This is a genomic window from Paenibacillus silvestris (genome assembly GCF_009882985.1).
Classification (GTDB): domain Bacteria; phylum Bacillota; class Bacilli; order Paenibacillales; family NBRC-103111; genus Paenibacillus_E; species Paenibacillus_E silvestris.
Genome location: NZ_WTUZ01000021.1, coordinates 239,424 through 256,083, shown reverse-complemented (window position 1 = coordinate 256,083; position 16,660 = coordinate 239,424). Strand labels below are relative to the sequence as shown.

Sequence of the window (16,660 nt, the reverse complement as noted above, 5' to 3'; positions counted from 1 at the left end):
GTCATAGTGAAAATATATTCATAACAAACTGCGCGGCAAACGGATAGACATGTTCTAGCGCCCATTGCCCTGTAGGTGTAATCATCAAAACGATGACAAGAATAAGTGCATATCGCCGATTGCGATCCATCCATCTTTGATTTTGCGGAGGAATAAGGCCTTTCAGTATATACCAGCCATCTAGCGGATAAAGCGGTAACATATGTATGAATGTAATCATGAGATTAACAATGACGCCGTACTGCAAATAGACTCGCCACTGTTCCACAACGATCGACTCGGATGCTCCTCCAAAAAATGATGGAAGAAAGAAATAGAGCCACCAGAAGAACAAAGCGAGCAGCAAATTGGTAAAAGGACCTGCTGCATACACGATTGTATGATATAATTTCGGCTTTTTAAACTGCAAAGCCTCCACGGGCATTTTCTTCGACCAGCCATATGGTCCAAAAACAATCATCGCCAACCCCAAGGCATCTAAATGTACCAAGGGGTTAAGCGATAAACGTTTGCTGTCCCGCGCTGTTCGATCACCGAGCAGCCAAGCAACTCCTGCATGTACAGCATCATGGAGCGTCATAGCAATCAGGAAGGCGAGCAGCCTGGGAAGCAGTGATTCCAGATGATAATAAGAAAGCATTAGGAAGTGAATTGCTTCGTCAAGTTGGCCATCTCAATTGCCGTTACTGCCGCTTCCCAACCTTTGTTGCCAGCTTTCGTTCCCGCACGCTCAACGGCTTGCTCGATGGAATCCGTCGTTAAAACACCAAAGATCGTTGGTACACCTGTTTTCAAGTTAATGGCAGATACACCTTTCGCAACTTCGCTGCACACATAATCAAAGTGAGGCGTTGACCCACGAATGACAGCACCAAGGGTAATAACAGCATCGTATTTCCCGCTCTCCGCCATTTTTTGAGCAATAAGTGGAAGTTCGAAAGCCCCTGGTACCCATGCAATATCAACTTCACTTTCCAAGACACCGTGACGTTTCAGAGCGTCTTGAGCGCCGCCAAGCAATTTGGAAGTAATAAATTCATTGAAACGTCCTACGACGATACCATATTTCAAATTTTGCGAGATTAAATGTCCTTCATAAATTGTAGCCATGATTAAATTCTCCTTTTCTATATAAAAACCGTTATTAGTTAGTTTGTCATGCCATTTAGATCCCGCTGCCGGAATCGTGAAAACTCAGGAGGTGCCCAAGTTTTTGTTTTTTCGTCCGCAAATAATTCACGTTGTCTTCTTTACTGGCCATTTGAATCGGAACGCGTTCAACGACTTCAAGACCGTAGCCTTCGAGCCCCTTAATTTTGCGAGGGTTGTTCGTTAACAAACGCAGTTGTGTAATACCAAGATCTTTGAGGATTTGCGCGCCAATGCCATAATCACGAAGATCTGGAGCGAATCCAAGCTTAATATTCGCTTCTACGGTATCTAATCCCTGCTCTTGCAGAGCATAAGCTTTTAATTTGTTGATTAGACCGATGCCGCGACCTTCCTGTCGCATATATAATAATACACCATTGCCCTCTTCATCAATCTGTTTTAATGCAGCATCAAGTTGAGGACCGCAATCGCAGCGGTGAGAATGGAAAACATCGCCAGTTAAACATTCGGAATGTACGCGTACCAACGTTGGTTTGGAAGGGTCAATTGTCCCTTTGACAAGAGCAACATGCTCTTTGTTATCCAGTTGATTCGTATAGGCGATCGCTTTAAAAGTACCGAAATCCGTAGGAAGCTTGATTTCGACCTCACGCTCAACTAATTTCTCCTGCTGGTTGCGATAGTGGATCAGATCTTGAATCGTGATAATACGCAAATCATGTTTCTGGGCAAGTTCCATAAGATCCGGTACCCGAGCCATTGTCCCGTCTTCCTTGATGACTTCACAAATAACTGCAGCAGGATAAGAACCGCATAATATAGCCAAATCAACTGCTGCTTCTGTATGTCCAGCTCTGCGAAGTACGCCACCCTTTTTGGCGATAAGCGGGAACACATGTCCTGGTCTACGGAAATCCTGCGGCTTGGTATCAGGATGGATCAAGCCCATAACCGTTCTTGAACGCTCATGTGCGGAGATTCCTGTACTTGTCTCCATATGGTCTACAGAGACCGTAAAGGCAGTTCCATGATAGTCAGTATTTCTAGCGACCATCGGCGGCAAGTCAAGCTCTTGAGCCCGCTCTTCCGTAATCGGCGTGCAAACAAGCCCGCGGCCTTCTTTGATCATGAAATTAATCACTTCCGGCGTCGATTTATCCGCCAGTGCGATAAAGTCCCCTTCGTTCTCACGATCCTCATCATCCACAGCGATGATTACTTTCCCTAAACTAAGATCTTTCAGTGCCTCTTCGATTGTACTGAATTTGATTTCTGTCATATTCACCTCTCCTAACCAAACTATCTTTGTAAGTTAGTCTCCTTACATAAAGCCGTGATCCGCCAAAAAGCTTGCAGTAAGCGTACTTTGCTTTCTGCCGCTGCCTTCTGAGGCATCAGCAGGGCCGAACTTTAGCAGTCGTTCCATATATTTGCCCAGAACATCGCATTCCATGTTAATAGTATCTCCTGCTTTTTTATCATACAGAACAGTTTGAGCCAGCGTATGTGGAATAATCGAAACCGCCAGGTCGCGCTCTGTGACATCAACCACCGTTAGGGAAATCCCGTCAATGGTGATCGAGCCGCCAGCTATGATATATCGGAAAATGTGTTTATCCTCTGGTTCGAACCGATAAACAACCGCATTTTCTTCGGGGATACGTGAAATGATCGTTGCTGTTGAATCCACATGTCCTTGCACAATGTGACCGCCGAAGCGGCCGTTCGCCGCCATCGCTCGCTCCAAATTCACGCGCGTGCCAGCTTGCAGTTTGCGTAAATTCGTCTTCCGGTATGTTTCTGGCATGACGTCTACGGAAAAAGATTCATTATCAAACGAAATGACCGTCAGACAAACGCCATTCACCGAAATGCTGTCTCCCAGATGAACATCCTCCAGGATCTTTCTCGCACCTATCGTTAATACCATAGCTTGACCTACGCTATGAATGCGGCGCATGTGGCCGATTTCTTCAATAATGCCGGTAAACATGACAGCCCTCCATTCGTTAGCTTTGATAAACCGGATACCCCGTTAGGCATACATCCGGTCCGAACTGCTCGACCTTCAACCGGTCGAGCGTAATTGCTTCATCCATCTTCGCGAAGCCTTCGAAGGTGATGTTCATAGGTGCTGCCTGCCCCCCGCCGATAATTTTCGGCGCAAACATCAGCACCAGCTTATCCAGCAGGCGCCGCTCCAGCATGGCGCCGCTCAGCTTGCCTCCACCCTCGAGGAGGATGGAGCCGATCTCGCGCTCGCCGAGCTGCCGCATAGCGAGCGTCAGGTCCACCTGCGGGCCGTCCCCGCAGGTGAGGACCGTGATGCCGCGCGCTTCCAGCGCGGCACGCCGCTCGGCGGGCGCCTGTGCGGTGGCGAGCAGGATCGTCGGCTGACGATCCTGCTCGGTGAGCACCTGGGCGCCCAGCGGGACTCGCAAGCGCGAGTCCGCGATGATCCGCACCGGCTGCACAGCCGGTACGTCGCCGCGCGCGCTTAAGCGTGGGTCGTCGGCGATGACGGTATCGACGCCGACCATGATACCCTGATGCCGATGGCGCAGGGTATGGACGAATGCGCGAGATGCAGGCGACGTGATCCACTTGCTGTCGCCTGTCTTGGAAGCAATGCGGCCATCGAGCGTGCTGGCCGTTTTCAGTGTAACGAAGGGCATCCGCGTGACGATGTATTTATTGAATGCCTCATTCATAACTGAGGCTTCCTCTCCCAGCAGCCCAACGGACACGTCGATGCCATGGGCACGCAGTTTGGCGATTCCCGTGCCCGCAACCTGCGGGTTCGGATCTGTACCCGCAACGACAACACGGGTAACACCGGCTTCAATGAGACGGTCGCTGCACGGCGGCGTCTTGCCGAAGTGACTGCACGGCTCGAGTGTAACATATGCCGTACTGCCCTTCGCTTCCTCGCCTGCCATCTGCAAGGCAAGAACTTCAGCATGGCCATGTCCGCGCTTCAGATGCGCCCCCATCCCCACGATACGTCCCTCTTTCACCAGAACGCATCCGACAACGGGATTAATCCCTGTTTGACCAAGAGCACTCTCGGCCATTTGCAGAGCCAGCCTCATATAAGCTTCATCATTCATGACATGCATGTGTGTTCACTGCCTTTCCAAGCTATTTGTAATAAGAATGCAAAAAGGCCCCTCCGTATATCGGATAGGGGCCAGAGATTGTTTAGGTAACACGAAGAAGCTTCATCCATCCACACTTGCTGCATTTTTGATCAAATCAAACAAGCACGACGCAGCCATGCGAAAGCATAGACCTGCCGAATTTTTGTTCTCGTGAAAAAATGTACAAGCATGCATAGCGAATCTAATGTTCGCGTATTCCTTCTCCCATCCAGACTATACTGTCGGTCCCGGATTCTCACCGGGTCAGCCGTAGCGAAGCTGTATATCAGGTACCGCTAGCTTCAAAACGGGTCACGGACTAATCGATAGCAGATAAAGAACCTGCCGTCGAATCACCGCCGGTGTGGAATTTCACCACGCCCCGAAGGTTTGCACACATATGAAAAGTAACTTATGAAAAATTTATCACTCACTCATCGAAAAAGCAAGGCCTTTTTTACCTCACCCTCCAAAAAGCGACTCTTTTTGCACCGCCTCAACCCGGTTGCGTCCTAAGTTTTTAGCTCGATATAACGCTTTATCTGCTAATTCAAACAGTTTATCAGCTTCATGGGTTGTCTCGGGATATGACGCTACTCCGATGGACAAAGTTACTTTTTTCCCTTTGGGTCCTTTGGATGATTGAACTAACTTTCGAATGCATTCAGCCTTTGCCATGGCTTCTCCCATCGTCATATTCGGTAATAAAATAACGAACTCTTCGCCGCCATAGCGGAAACAAGCCCCTTGGCTATTCACATAAGCTTGCATCGTTGCAGCAACGAATTGCAGGATTCTATCCCCCATTTCATGACCATCTTTATCATTTACTAATTTAAAACGGTCAATATCCATGACAAGAAATCCAAAAGACTTCTCATTTGAAATCAAATTATGCAAATAAGCTTCGAGCGTTCGGCGGTTATATAAGCCCGTTAAGGCGTCCGTCTGTGCATCGAGTGAAAGATGGTCAAAGTCTGATCGCAAATGTCTTACAGCCAGTCCAAACGCTCTGTGAAGTTTATTAGCCTCATATAGCCAAGAATGAATGCGTGGAGGCTCATCTTGGATCAAATTGCTAGCCGTAAGCCTCTGAGCATAATTAGCCAGCTTCACCAGCGGCTCCGCCATTTTACCGATAACCACATAAATGACTACTAGAAATGCAAGCAAAATGGGGACAACATAAATCAATATTTGCCGTACCAGATGGCGAGAGTCGTCAAGCACGGATTCCGTTGGTGTCTGCACAATAATTCCCCAGCCGGACTCTTTGATATACGTATAGCTAGCCAGCATATCAACTCCTTTGGTGTTTGTAACCCTCTGCACGCCGCCAATCCTTCTCAAAACATCTTGTACGGCCGCATTGCGCGAAACGTCATCACCGATACGGGTGGGGTCAGGATGGTAAATCAGCTTTCCTGAGGAGCTCACCACATAGGCATATGTGCCATCTACATCTTGCATATAGTCCCCGAGCAGCGTATTAAACAAGTTCGACTCATGCAGCCGGATTGTCCCGCTTAACGCTCCTTGAAACTCTCCGTCGTCACTTAGGAGAGGTTGAAGGATAGCAATAGATAGTACGTCAGAATCCATCAGGAAAGGATCGGAAATCCCTGCTAGATGCTGAGAAAATAACCCTTCTATGGCACCTGCGATTTTCTTTCCCTTCATACGTTTCAGATTTGAGGTCGTGTTGATTATTACTCCTGAACGGTCAATCAGAGTGATCGAATCCAGACTTGTATGATTTTGCTGAAGTAAATCTAGTATTTCCCCCATTTTCTCACTCTGCATATCCTTGACAATATAAGCCCCTGTGACCTCAAATCCTTGTTTCAAATTAACGAAAAGACCGTTAACGGTATCTGTAATTTTATCGGCATATATTTTATTCAACTCAAATGTCGTTTGCGTTAACGATTTCTTCTCGTGATGATACGCCACAATAATACTTACACTTAACGTCGTCAGAACAGATACAAGAATCAGGATGTCGACCAAAGCCCTCAGTTTAAAATCTCTTCTACGTGCCATAACTTCTCTCCCGTTAGCAATTTGGCTACGGCTCCTATTTTCTTAGAGAAGTGTTAGAAAAATTACGTTAAGAGCGAGTTAGAATATTAGTTTTCAACACACTTATGTATTTATTTGTAAATATAAACCTCGAAACCTTTCACATGAAGGGAGGTTGGCGCACAAAAAAGAACCTGCTGAAAGTTATCAGCAGGTTCTTCCCTATGCAGAGCTGTAAGAATTAAACTTCTACAACTTCTACTTTTTCCATCAAATCTTTGCCTTTGAAAGCATCGACTAATTCCATACCTTTGGACACTTTACCGAAAACAGTATGTTGTCCATCAAGGTGCGGCTGTGGTTGGTAAGCGATGTAGAATTGGCTTCCACCAGTGTTTCTGCCTGCATGAGCCATAGCCAAGGAGCCGCGCTCATGTTTGTTAGGGTTGATTTCACAGTTGATTTGGTAGCCTGGGCCACCAGTTCCTGTGCCGGATGGACAACCGCCTTGTGCGACGAATCCTGGAATTACACGATGAAAAACAAGTCCGTTATAGAAACCGGAGTTTGCTAATTTTTCAAAGTTGGCAACGGTATTTGGCGCGTCATTCTCGAATAGATCGATTAGAACTTCGCCACCGCCTGCTAGTTTAATTTTTGCTTGTTTGGCCATTGTGGTCCACTCCTTTAGACAATAATATCTTATTCTACTATGAAAACATGCATTTCACAAACATAGCTACATCTCACGTATAATTCTGCCTTGAATAAGACCGGCTTGGCTAGTACAAATTCCCAAATAACGTAGTGTGATGGACTGTACCGCTACAGCTTTACCCAGACGGAGGGAACTGGAGTCCTCTATCTGGAGGAAAATGGGTTGTTTCCTCTCTGAGCGGAACTGCAAGCACTTAGATTGCCCTCAAAGCAGGTTTATCAGAGGAATGGGGTAAAATAGCGGAACGTAGTTCCCCACACACGTGGAAATAGCGCATTTTCAGTGAATTAGCGGACCATAGTTCCCTCAAATTCAAAAAACCATCCCTCAGGTCGCGAATAACCTGAGGGATAGCCTATACGCCGCCTGGAGATCCAGGCTGTTGTCTATTTTATACCGTTTTGCTCACTTGTTTCATTCTTGCAGGAATCAGATCGTTCCCGACAATGTTGTCGAATGTTTCACGTTTCACGACGAGATCGCTTTGCCCCTCGCTTACGAAAACTACGCCTGGACGGCGGATACGATTGTAGTTGCTTGCCATCGCATAGTTATAAGCGCCTGTGCAAGAGACTGCAAGCACATCACCTGAGTTTACTTTCGGGAGGTTCAAATCCCAAATAAGCATATCGCCGCTCTCACAGCATTTGCCAGCAATCGATACGACCTCTGTAGGCTCCTCTGAAGCACGGTTCGCCAGCATAGCCTCATACACAGCCTCATACAAGGCAGGACGCGGATTATCTGTCATACCGCCATCAACGGATACATATTTGCGTACTCCCGGAATATCTTTGGATGTTCCAACCGTGTAGAGAGTCGTTCCAGCATCTCCCACGATGCTGCGGCCTGGTTCTACCCAAATTTCTGGAAGCGGATATTCGTTGCGCCCGAAATTATCTTTGATCGCATCCGTAATAGCTTTCACGTACACAGAAACCGGAAGAGGTGTATCTTCATTCACATAACGGATGCCAAAGCCTCCGCCAAGATTAATAACTTTGAACGTAACGCCAATTTCTTGACGAACTTGAACGGCAAAGCTTGCCATTTTCTCAGCAGCCATGCGGAAACCTTCCACTTCAAAAATCTGCGAGCCAATGTGCGAATGAATACCGAGCAGCTCCAAATGGCTAAGCTTGGAAGCCTCTTCTACCGCGCGGAATGCGGAGCCGTTGCCTAAGTCGAAACCGAACTTGGAATCCGTTTGGCCTGTGGAAATATATTCATGCGTATGTGCTTCAACACCTGGCGTAATACGCAGTAAAATTTTCACCTTCTGACGCTTCTCACCAGCAATAGCGTTCAGCATTTGAAGCTCGATAAAGTTATCTACGACGAAACAGCCGATTTTCGCATCAATCGCCATTTCGATTTCATCAATCGTCTTGTTATTGCCATGAAAATGAATCCGCTCAGCTGGGAATCCAGCTTGAAGAGCCGTGTATAGCTCACCATCAGAAACAACATCAAGGGACATTCCTTCTTCTTCAACAATGCGGCACATTGCCATCACACAGAAAGCTTTACTTGCGTAAGCCACTTGGAATTTGAGACCAGACGCCCTGAAAGCATCTACAAATTCGCGACAACGTTCACGCACAAGCGTTTCGTCAAACACATATAAAGGTGTACCATATTCAGCAACCAGCTTCGTTGCATCGACACCACCGATTTCAAGGTGACCTTGACCGTTAATTTTACTTGTACCATGCAAATACATAGCTTCATTTCCCCCTCACCTTGAACCTGCTGCTACTCATATTCCGCTCAAACGGCCGAATGCGCATTACTATTTAAAGTAACATAGGAAAAGCGTATTTGACAATATCCCTCCTGCCTTAAATCGTAAAAAGGACAAGATGAAAATCCCTTGTCCTTTTAGTCTATTACGGTTTAGGTTGACGTGTGCCGTCAATCGGTTTTGTAATGCTTAAACGCGTTTTGGCTGCCAGTACAGGACGGCGAACAAGGATCGCGAAAAAGCTTTTCGCGTTAAATGGAATGAGCGGCCACATGTAAGGGGCATTGTAGGACTTTCTTGTAGCAAGCCAGATCAGCCATACCGTCGATCCGACAACAAAACCCGGCACATGGAAGATGGCCACGGCAATCAGCAGTCCCAGCCTGACGATTCGGTTGGCAAGCCCCAACTCATAGCTTGGCGTAGCAAACATCCCAATAGATGCGAGAGCCAGATACAGGATCACTTCATTGATGAACAATCCTGTTTTAACGGCAATATCTCCTACGAGAATGGCGGCCACCAAGCCCATCGCAGTGGCGAGCGGAGACGGGGTATGCACCGCGGCCATCCGCATCAGATCGATCCCAATATCGGCGATTAGGAATTGCACAATCAGCGGCAGTGTTCCTTCTTTCTGTGGGCCAAGAAACTCCAAACCGGCTGGTTTTAAAGAAGGATCCATCACCATCATAAACCAAAGGGGAAGCAGGAAGATGGAGGACATAATCCCTGCAAACCGCACCCACCTCAAGTAGGTGCCAATAAACGGCGTTTGCCTATACTCTTCTGCATGCTGTACATGGTGAAAGAAGGTCGTCGGCAATATCATGACGCTTGGGGATGTATCTACAAACAAGCAGACGTGACCTTCCAGCAAATGGGCGGATACGACATCAGGACGCTCTGAGTAGCGCACCATCGGATAAGGGTTCCAGCCTTTACTAACGATAGCTTCCTCCAACTGCTTTTCAGCAAGGGGAAGACCATCAATTTTCACTTGGCTGATTTTATCTTTCACAGCATCGACTAAATCCGAATTGGCAATATCGTTGATATAACCAATGCAGACATCTGTTTTGGTTCGCTTGCCAATTTGCATAATTTCCAGCTTCAGCCGCTCATCTCGTACTCTTCGTCTAACGAGGGTCACGTTCAATAACAAGGTTTCTACGAAACCGTCCCGTGAACCTCTGACTACCCGTTCCAAATCCGGCTCGCCAATCGAACGGACAGGAAAGCTCTTGACATCGACGGCGATAGCAGCCGTCTCCCCCTCAATAAAAAATGCGGTCCCGCCCATTAACACCTGACCCACGATTTCGGACATTTTCTTATAGGACTTGACCTGATTATGTGGGATTAGCTTATCCATGAAAGCTTCAAGGGTATTGTGAGAAACACTCTCTTCTGGGGCATAGGACAGACGCGTTAGGATATCGGTCAATACCGTATCCTTGACGAACCCATTACAATAGAAGATCCCCACTCTTTTGGAACCGAACACCATTTCTCTAAGTACAAGATCGAAGCTGCGGTTGAGGCCAACGCGCTCCTCCAGAACTCGTGTTACATCCTCTAGATTATCTGGAATGTCCTCCTGAATTTTGAGTTCCTTTTCCTCAGGGGTCATATTCGTAATTGGATTATATTCGGATAAATTCCCTTCCTCATCAATCGCTAATTTATCTAACTTTTCTTTAGATTCATCCCTATTCTCATGTTCATGTTCGTTGTCATGTCCTGTTTTAACAATCACCTTCACACCGAGCGCCTCCTTCAATCCTTAATAAAACAACCATTCAAACAAGGATCCAAACACTTTGCCGAAAATCATCGCCATGAGCAGCAAAATCATATAGGAACCCATGCCCACCCTCTTGGCAAGGATCGGCAGCACATTAATAATTTCCGTGAGCGCAGCTGCCAGCATACCAACAAAGCAACCGGCAAATAGTCCAACGAGCGCAGTACTGATAGGAAATAGATGCACTTTCATATCGCTAAAATCTACCCAGGTAAACAAAAGGGAACCCAGAACAACCGCAGCTTCATAGGCGTGTATTTTGGAAAATGATCGTGTAATCTGCGCTAGCCTCGGGATAATGTCCAGAACCACCAGGAATGCCACCATACCGCTTCCAACGGCAATTCCTCCTGCTAAACCGATAAAGGCAATCAAAAGGATTTCCCCAAGGAAAGTCATCACTTCGACTCCCCTTCCTCATGAATTTTCATATACTCTTCGGTGATCACATAATGGTTTATATTCTCTTGGTACATGAACATCTCGACTTCTAACGGACTAGGTTCCTCATTAAATTTCTTTTTGAACAAATGGTTGAAGAAAATAACCATCCCAACACCTATGCCAAGGGAATACGGAATTTGCAGGATGAGCGGGTGCTCCACCTTTTTCCCCGTCATCAGCTCGTAGATCCGTTGGTGAACCTCCAGCATGGAGACATCTGCATGGAAATTCATAATGGCCAGACCTGATCCAATGAACAGCAGAAGCCATACTAATCCGATAAGCACTGGACTAGCTTTTTTATTATCAGCAAAAATTTCAAGGAGCACATGCGGTTCCCCGAAATGCTCAATTTGCAGCTCCGGATACCGCTCTTTCACTTTTCGAACAATCAGCATCATATCAATCAGGACGCGGTTGCCATCCTCCTGCTGCGGCTTATGAATAATCAGCTCGTTAAGAGCTGTTTCATATTCAGGTTCCACGATAATTTGAGCGATATGCCGAAGCTGTACGACACTTCCTTTGCGAACATTCGCTCTACGCCTGAGCCGGATATATAGATATGGAGCTCCAGTCATCACCATGGTCTCACTCCCTTCAATACTTACGGGTATCATCCATGTATAGGAGTAGTATGCAAAATGTTTCCTACCCATAATCGCCCGCTTCAATGGTAAATTCTCCAGGAATAAAGCCTATCTCTACTTGGCATAGTAAGAAATGAATAACGATAACTTATTCCATACAAAGAAGGTGATAACATGGCAAAACTAGCGTTAACACTAGTGATAATTGGTGCGCTGAATTGGCTTTTAGTTGGGCTCTTCGAATGGGATTTAGTTTCAGCTATACTGGGCGGGGATTCTCATCGGGAATCTTCGGCGATAAGTCGAATCATCTATACTATCGTCGGTATATGCGGAATTTACTGCGTAAGATTTTATGCTGACACCAGATATTCTGCACGATAAGTGTATAGGTGAACGAAAAAGCCGCCATACCCAGTGGATCGACGGGTAAATAGCGGCTCTTTTTTATATTAGAATACCTAGCATGTTTAGTTAAGTTTAACTTGCTTGTTTCACCAAAAGCTTGCTTTCCTCATTCAAGCCGATGCAAGTCACCGTTTTACCAAGTTGCTCATATTTCGCAATCGTTTTAGCGATAGCCGTAACAGCAGAGTGATCCCATACGTGAGAGCTGCTGAAATCAATTGTTATTGTGTCGGGGTCATTTCTATAATCAAATAAATCAATAAAGTAGGTCATCGTGCCAAAAAATAACTGACCGGAAATGCGATATGTTTTGGATCCATTAGATTCTAGAGAAGAGAAGGCCTTGATCTTTGCCGATCTCCAACCGAAAATGAGCGCACTTAACGCAACACCGGACAAGACCCCAATGGCTAAATTGGACGTTGCAACAACGATTGCGACAGTGATCACCATAACCAACGCGTCGCTTCTTGGAATTTTGGCAATCGTTCTTAGGGATTTCCAATCGAAAGTGCCGATGGACACCATGAACATGACACCGACTAATGCACCCATCGGAATTTGCTTAACGACATTACCAAGCACCATAATCAAAAATAGCAAAAACACGCCGGATACAAAAGTGGATAGACGCGACCTTCCTCCTGATTTCACATTAATCACCGTTTGGCCAATCATCGCACAGCCTGCCATCCCGCCAAAAAAACCGGAAAACACATTCGCGATCCCTTGCCCGCGAACTTCTTTGTTCTTGTCACTTTTTGTTTCCGTCATTTCATCTACGATCGTAGCCGTCATCAAGGATTCCGTTATACCGACAACAGCCAAAGCCAAGGATATCGGAAGAATCACTCCGATCGCTTGCAGGGACAGGTGGAAGTCAGGGATATGGAAGAAGGGCAGGGTCTGCGTAATTTCCCCCATATCTCCTACCGTGCGAACATCCAGATGCAGATTGATCGAGATGATCGTCATTACAATAATTGCGACTAGCGCAGAAGGCACGGCTTTGGTAATCCTCGGTAGTCCGTACACAATGAGCAGAGTGCCTCCTACCATGGCGTACATCTGCCAGTTCGCACCTGCAAAACTAGGGAGTTGAGCCATGAAAACAATAATGGCGAGGGCATTAACAAATCCAATAACAACAGAATGCGGGATGAATGTAATAAATTTACCAAATTTAAAAACGCCCATGAGGTATTGAATGACACCTGTTAAAATACTGGCAGCGAATAGATATTCAATGCCATACTTCGCGACCAAAGGCCCCATCAGTGAGGCCATCGCGCCTGTTGCTGCGGAAATCATCCCCATCCGTCCACCGGTAAATGAAATCACAAGGGCAATGATAAATGAGGCATATAAGCCAACCATGGGGTCTACACCAGCCAAAATGGAAAAAGCAATAGCCTCGGGTATTAAAGCTAAAGCCACCGTTATCCCTGACAAGACATCCTTCCGGACATTAAAAAACCACGAATCCTTCCACTTCTCGTACAACAAAACGCACACTCCCCAACTGATAAAAATCATTGATTGATTTTCCACTTTCAGAAAAATCCATACCGTTATTGGCAGTACCTATTATACATAAATCTTGCAAGTGTCTCTATACCAAATAATAAGGCACACAAAAAAGAGGCCGTCCCAGTCATCCAATGACCGCGGGACATGCCTCTTTTTTGGGAGAGCCTCATTCCAATACCGTTATTGTGCAATCTGATCTTTGATCGACTGCAAAATCTTCTTTTCCAATCGTGATACTTGCACCTGGGAAATGCCCAATCTGCTAGCAACCTCCGACTGTGTTTGATCCCTGAAATAGCGGAGGTAGACAATGAGCCGCTCCCGCTCGGAGAGCGTCCCAATGGCTTCGTTGAGCGCCAACTTTTCGAACCACTTTTCACCGCTTTCATCGGAGATTTGATCCATTAGCGTAATGGGGTCTCCGTCGTTCTCAAAAACAGTCTCATGGATCGAAGAAAGCGGCTTATTCGCCTCTTGCGCGAAGACAACTTCCTCCGCTGTGATCATAAGCTCTTCTGCCACCTCTTTAATCGTAGGAAGCCTGCCAAGCCTTTTAGATAACTCGTCCTTCGTCTTGCGAATCTTATTAGCCAGTTCTTTGAGCGAACGGCTAACTTTGAGTGTACCGTCATCCCGAAGGAAGCGCTGAATTTCGCCGATAATCATCGGCACCGCATAGGTTGAAAACTTCACATCATAGGACAGATCGAATTTATCAACGGACTTGAGCAGTCCGATGCAACCGATCTGGAACAAATCTTCGGCTTCGTATCCCCGGTTCAAAAAGCGCTGAACCACAGACCAGACCAAGCGGATATTGCAGCTGACGAGTGTTTCTCTGGCGAGTCCATCTCCGGATTGGCTGAGGGCGATTAACCGTTTGACTTCCGAATCGTCTAAATAACTGTGAGAAGCATGCTTCAGATCGACATCCATAGATCAAACCCCTAATTGTATAAAGCTTTTTTAGATTCTATTCGCTTCAACATGTTTATTTTGGTTCCGATTCCGACGGCCGTCACAACTTCCACTTCGTCCATGAAATTTTCCATAATCGTGAAGCCCATTCCGGAACGTTCGAGTTCTGGTTTGGATGTGTAGAGTGGCTGTTTCGCTTGTTCCAAGTCATCAATGCCTGAACCTTTGTCCTCAATCGTAATTCGGACCATGTCATCATCAATTTGCGTTGTAATGGTAATTACACCATCTGGTTTATTGTTATACCCATGAATAATCGAATTCGTCACAGCTTCAGAAACAACCGTTTTGATATCGGTTAGCTCATTCAAGGTTGGGTCCAATTGCGAGACGAAAGCAGCAACAGCAACACGTGCAAAAGCTTCATTCTCCGAACGACTGGCAAACTGCAGCGTCATAAAATTGTGTTCGCTCATAGTGCAACCTCCAGACTGGACATTGCATTACGTTCGTTATCCTGGATCGATACGATTTTGAACATTCCGGAGAGCTCGAACAATCGGTAAACGGCAGGAGAAACATCACAAACGACCATCTTGCCGCCTTTATTCGTAATCTGCTTGTAGCGGCCGAGAATAACGCCTAGACCTGAGCTGTCCATGAAAGTAAGATCTTTCAAACTCAGGATTAAGTGAAGCGTATGCTCTTTGGCAATCGCTTCCTCCATCCTGGCCTTTACTACATCGGCAGTATGGTGATCAAGCTCGCCTTTTAATCTAACAATCAGCGCTCTTCGGCCTTGCTCGAATTCAATTTGCAGGCTCAACCATGTTCACTCCTCTCAGCTGAGAGACCTTGAACAACACTCAAAGATCTCTATATTAAGTCATGAAACTTAAGTTTCTACAACTGAGTTAGGAACTCCTGCACCACCGACAAAACTAGAAGAAAACCGCTAAAACTAGAAGAAAAGCCTGTTTATTCGACGAAATCTCATCAATTATCTGTGTGGAACATATGTGAGGTCGTACGCTTAAATAGCTTCCACCAGGACGCTTTATCCACAGCAACTGGTGACTCAAGTGGGTACTCCGACAGCACATCATCCCCGCTGTACACGACAATTTTGCCGATAGGTTGGCCCATCGTAATTGGCGCTCTCAGGTTCGGCTCCAGTTGCAGCTCATGTCGAATGTTATCTGTAGCAGTTCCCTTTTTCATTAAAATGCTATAATTTTGCTTCGCAACTAGCGGTACTGTCGAAACTTGCCCTTTGTTTACCGTAAAATTCCCCAGACTATCTCCTGATTTGAATAAAGGATAGTTGGTGTATTGGGCAAAAGCGTAATCAAACAGCTTCGTGACCTCAGCGTTCCGTGTTTTGGTGTTAGGTTCACCCAGCACCACAGCCACAACACGCAAATTATCCCGCTTGGCCGTTGCTGATAAACAGAATTTTGCCTCGCTGGTGTAACCGGTTTTGAGCCCGTCTGCGCCGCTATAGAAACGTACAAGCTTATTCGTATTTACCAACCAGAATGGATTTGGTGATTCTTTGCGCAGATAATCCTGATAAGCACCTGTGAATTTCGTAATCCCCTCATGCTTAAGCAGTTCTCTGGACATGACAGCAATATCATTCGCTGTTGTATAGTGATTAGCAACAGGCAGACCGTTACAGTTTGAAAAATGCGTATTTTTCATTCCCAACTGCTGCGCGCGCTCGTTCATCATTTGCACAAAATTTTCTTCGGATCCTGCGATTTTCTCGGCCATAGCCACAGAAGCATCATTACCAGAAGCCATAGCAATGCCTTTCAGCATTTCCTGAACCGTCATTTCTTCGCCTGGCTCCAGAAAGATTTGTGAACCTCCCATAGAAGCGGCATACTCACTGACCCGGACTTTCTCATCCATTTTAATATTGCCTTTGTCAATGGCTTCCATAATGAGAAGCATCGTCATGATTTTCGTAATACTAGCTGGCGGAAGTTTGGTGTCTTTGTTTTTCTCCGCAATGACTGTGCCCGTGTCTGCGTCCATCAATACCGCGGATTGCGCATTCGGCGTTAAATCGACTGTCGGCGCCTTCTTCTCTTCCGCAAAAGCAACCGGTAAGATCAGCATCACACATAACTGTAAACAGATTAAACTTATTAGCCCTTTTTTTCGCATAGCCTTTGTACCCCTCCTGTGAGATTATGAAGTGAAAACCAGACACTTGCA

At 46.2% G+C, this 16,660-nt stretch carries 17 protein-coding genes and 1 riboswitch; of the genes, 1 reads left to right on the top strand and 16 read right to left on the bottom strand.

From position 1 onward, the window contains the following. Position 1 precedes the first annotated feature (1 nt). The 11 genes from GQF01_RS19810 to GQF01_RS19760 form a co-directional block, all read right to left on the bottom strand. Positions 2 to 640, bottom strand: coding sequence for a site-2 protease family protein (locus tag GQF01_RS19810; protein ID WP_161408454.1), 639 nt, complete (start codon positions 638 to 640; stop codon positions 2 to 4). Further along, the gene (gene ribH, locus GQF01_RS19805; protein WP_161408453.1) at positions 640 to 1,110 is read right to left on the bottom strand and encodes a 6,7-dimethyl-8-ribityllumazine synthase; all 471 of its coding nucleotides are present in this window, start codon (positions 1,108 to 1,110) and stop codon (positions 640 to 642) included. Before ribH ends, GQF01_RS19810 begins: the two co-directional genes overlap by 1 nt. 55 nt (positions 1,111 to 1,165) lie before the next feature. After that, positions 1,166 to 2,392 (bottom strand): bifunctional 3,4-dihydroxy-2-butanone-4-phosphate synthase/GTP cyclohydrolase II, encoded by a 1,227-nt coding sequence (locus tag GQF01_RS19800; RefSeq protein WP_161408452.1) that lies wholly within the window; start codon positions 2,390 to 2,392, stop codon positions 1,166 to 1,168. Positions 2,393 to 2,434: 42 nt separating this feature from the next. Further along, positions 2,435 to 3,106, bottom strand: coding sequence for a riboflavin synthase (gene ribE / locus GQF01_RS19795; protein ID WP_161408451.1), 672 nt, complete (start codon positions 3,104 to 3,106; stop codon positions 2,435 to 2,437). Positions 3,107 to 3,122: 16 nt separating this feature from the next. Next, positions 3,123 to 4,232, bottom strand: a complete 1,110-nt coding sequence (ribD, locus tag GQF01_RS19790) for a bifunctional diaminohydroxyphosphoribosylaminopyrimidine deaminase/5-amino-6-(5-phosphoribosylamino)uracil reductase RibD (protein WP_161408450.1) — start codon at positions 4,230 to 4,232, stop codon at positions 3,123 to 3,125. Between the two features lie 234 nt (positions 4,233 to 4,466). Next, positions 4,467 to 4,647, bottom strand: a riboswitch (FMN riboswitch). A 68-nt stretch (positions 4,648 to 4,715) separates the two neighbouring features. Beyond that, positions 4,716 to 6,296, bottom strand: a complete 1,581-nt coding sequence (locus GQF01_RS19785) for a sensor domain-containing diguanylate cyclase (protein WP_161408449.1) — start codon at positions 6,294 to 6,296, stop codon at positions 4,716 to 4,718. A 220-nt stretch (positions 6,297 to 6,516) separates the two neighbouring features. Then, a complete protein-coding gene (locus GQF01_RS19780; RefSeq protein ID WP_161408448.1) occupies positions 6,517 to 6,948 on the bottom strand; it encodes a peptidylprolyl isomerase in 432 nt (143 codons plus the stop codon). A 436-nt stretch (positions 6,949 to 7,384) separates the two neighbouring features. Continuing rightward, positions 7,385 to 8,716 carry a diaminopimelate decarboxylase gene (lysA, locus tag GQF01_RS19775; protein WP_161408447.1) on the bottom strand — a complete coding sequence of 444 codons (1,332 nt, stop codon included), beginning with the start codon at positions 8,714 to 8,716 and terminating at the stop codon, positions 7,385 to 7,387. Positions 8,717 to 8,882: 166 nt separating this feature from the next. Further along, positions 8,883 to 10,370, bottom strand: a complete 1,488-nt coding sequence (locus GQF01_RS19770) for a spore germination protein (RefSeq protein ID WP_161408557.1) — start codon at positions 10,368 to 10,370, stop codon at positions 8,883 to 8,885. Between the two features lie 153 nt (positions 10,371 to 10,523). Continuing rightward, entirely contained in the window at positions 10,524 to 10,943 is a 420-nt protein-coding gene (locus tag GQF01_RS19765) for a stage V sporulation protein AB (protein WP_161408555.1), read from the bottom strand. Next, a complete protein-coding gene (locus GQF01_RS19760; RefSeq protein WP_235960050.1) occupies positions 10,943 to 11,608 on the bottom strand; it encodes a stage V sporulation protein AA in 666 nt (221 codons plus the stop codon). The genes GQF01_RS19765 and GQF01_RS19760 overlap by 1 nt, the downstream gene beginning before the upstream one ends. Positions 11,609 to 11,752: 144 nt before the next feature. Between GQF01_RS19760 and GQF01_RS19755 the strand changes: the two genes are divergently transcribed. Then, positions 11,753 to 11,962 carry a DUF378 domain-containing protein gene (locus GQF01_RS19755; RefSeq protein ID WP_161408446.1) on the top strand — a complete coding sequence of 70 codons (210 nt, stop codon included), beginning with the start codon at positions 11,753 to 11,755 and terminating at the stop codon, positions 11,960 to 11,962. Positions 11,963 to 12,058: 96 nt separating this feature from the next. On the opposite strand, the gene GQF01_RS19750 is transcribed toward GQF01_RS19755, so the two are convergent. The 5 genes from GQF01_RS19750 to GQF01_RS19730 form a co-directional block, all read right to left on the bottom strand. Then, entirely contained in the window at positions 12,059 to 13,489 is a 1,431-nt protein-coding gene (locus tag GQF01_RS19750; RefSeq protein WP_161408445.1) for a SulP family inorganic anion transporter, read from the bottom strand. Between the two features lie 207 nt (positions 13,490 to 13,696). Continuing rightward, positions 13,697 to 14,452, bottom strand: coding sequence for an RNA polymerase sporulation sigma factor SigF (sigF, locus tag GQF01_RS19745; protein ID WP_029192952.1), 756 nt, complete (start codon positions 14,450 to 14,452; stop codon positions 13,697 to 13,699). 11 nt (positions 14,453 to 14,463) lie between these two features. Next, positions 14,464 to 14,910, bottom strand: coding sequence for an anti-sigma F factor (spoIIAB, locus tag GQF01_RS19740; protein WP_161408444.1), 447 nt, complete (start codon positions 14,908 to 14,910; stop codon positions 14,464 to 14,466). Next, positions 14,907 to 15,260 (bottom strand): anti-sigma F factor antagonist, encoded by a 354-nt coding sequence (spoIIAA, locus tag GQF01_RS19735; RefSeq protein ID WP_161408443.1) that lies wholly within the window; start codon positions 15,258 to 15,260, stop codon positions 14,907 to 14,909. The genes spoIIAB and spoIIAA overlap by 4 nt, the downstream gene beginning before the upstream one ends. Positions 15,261 to 15,430: 170 nt before the next feature. Continuing rightward, complete coding sequence (locus tag GQF01_RS19730; protein WP_161408442.1) at positions 15,431 to 16,609, bottom strand: D-alanyl-D-alanine carboxypeptidase family protein; 1,179 nt, start codon at positions 16,607 to 16,609, stop codon at positions 15,431 to 15,433. Positions 16,610 to 16,660 lie beyond the last annotated feature (51 nt).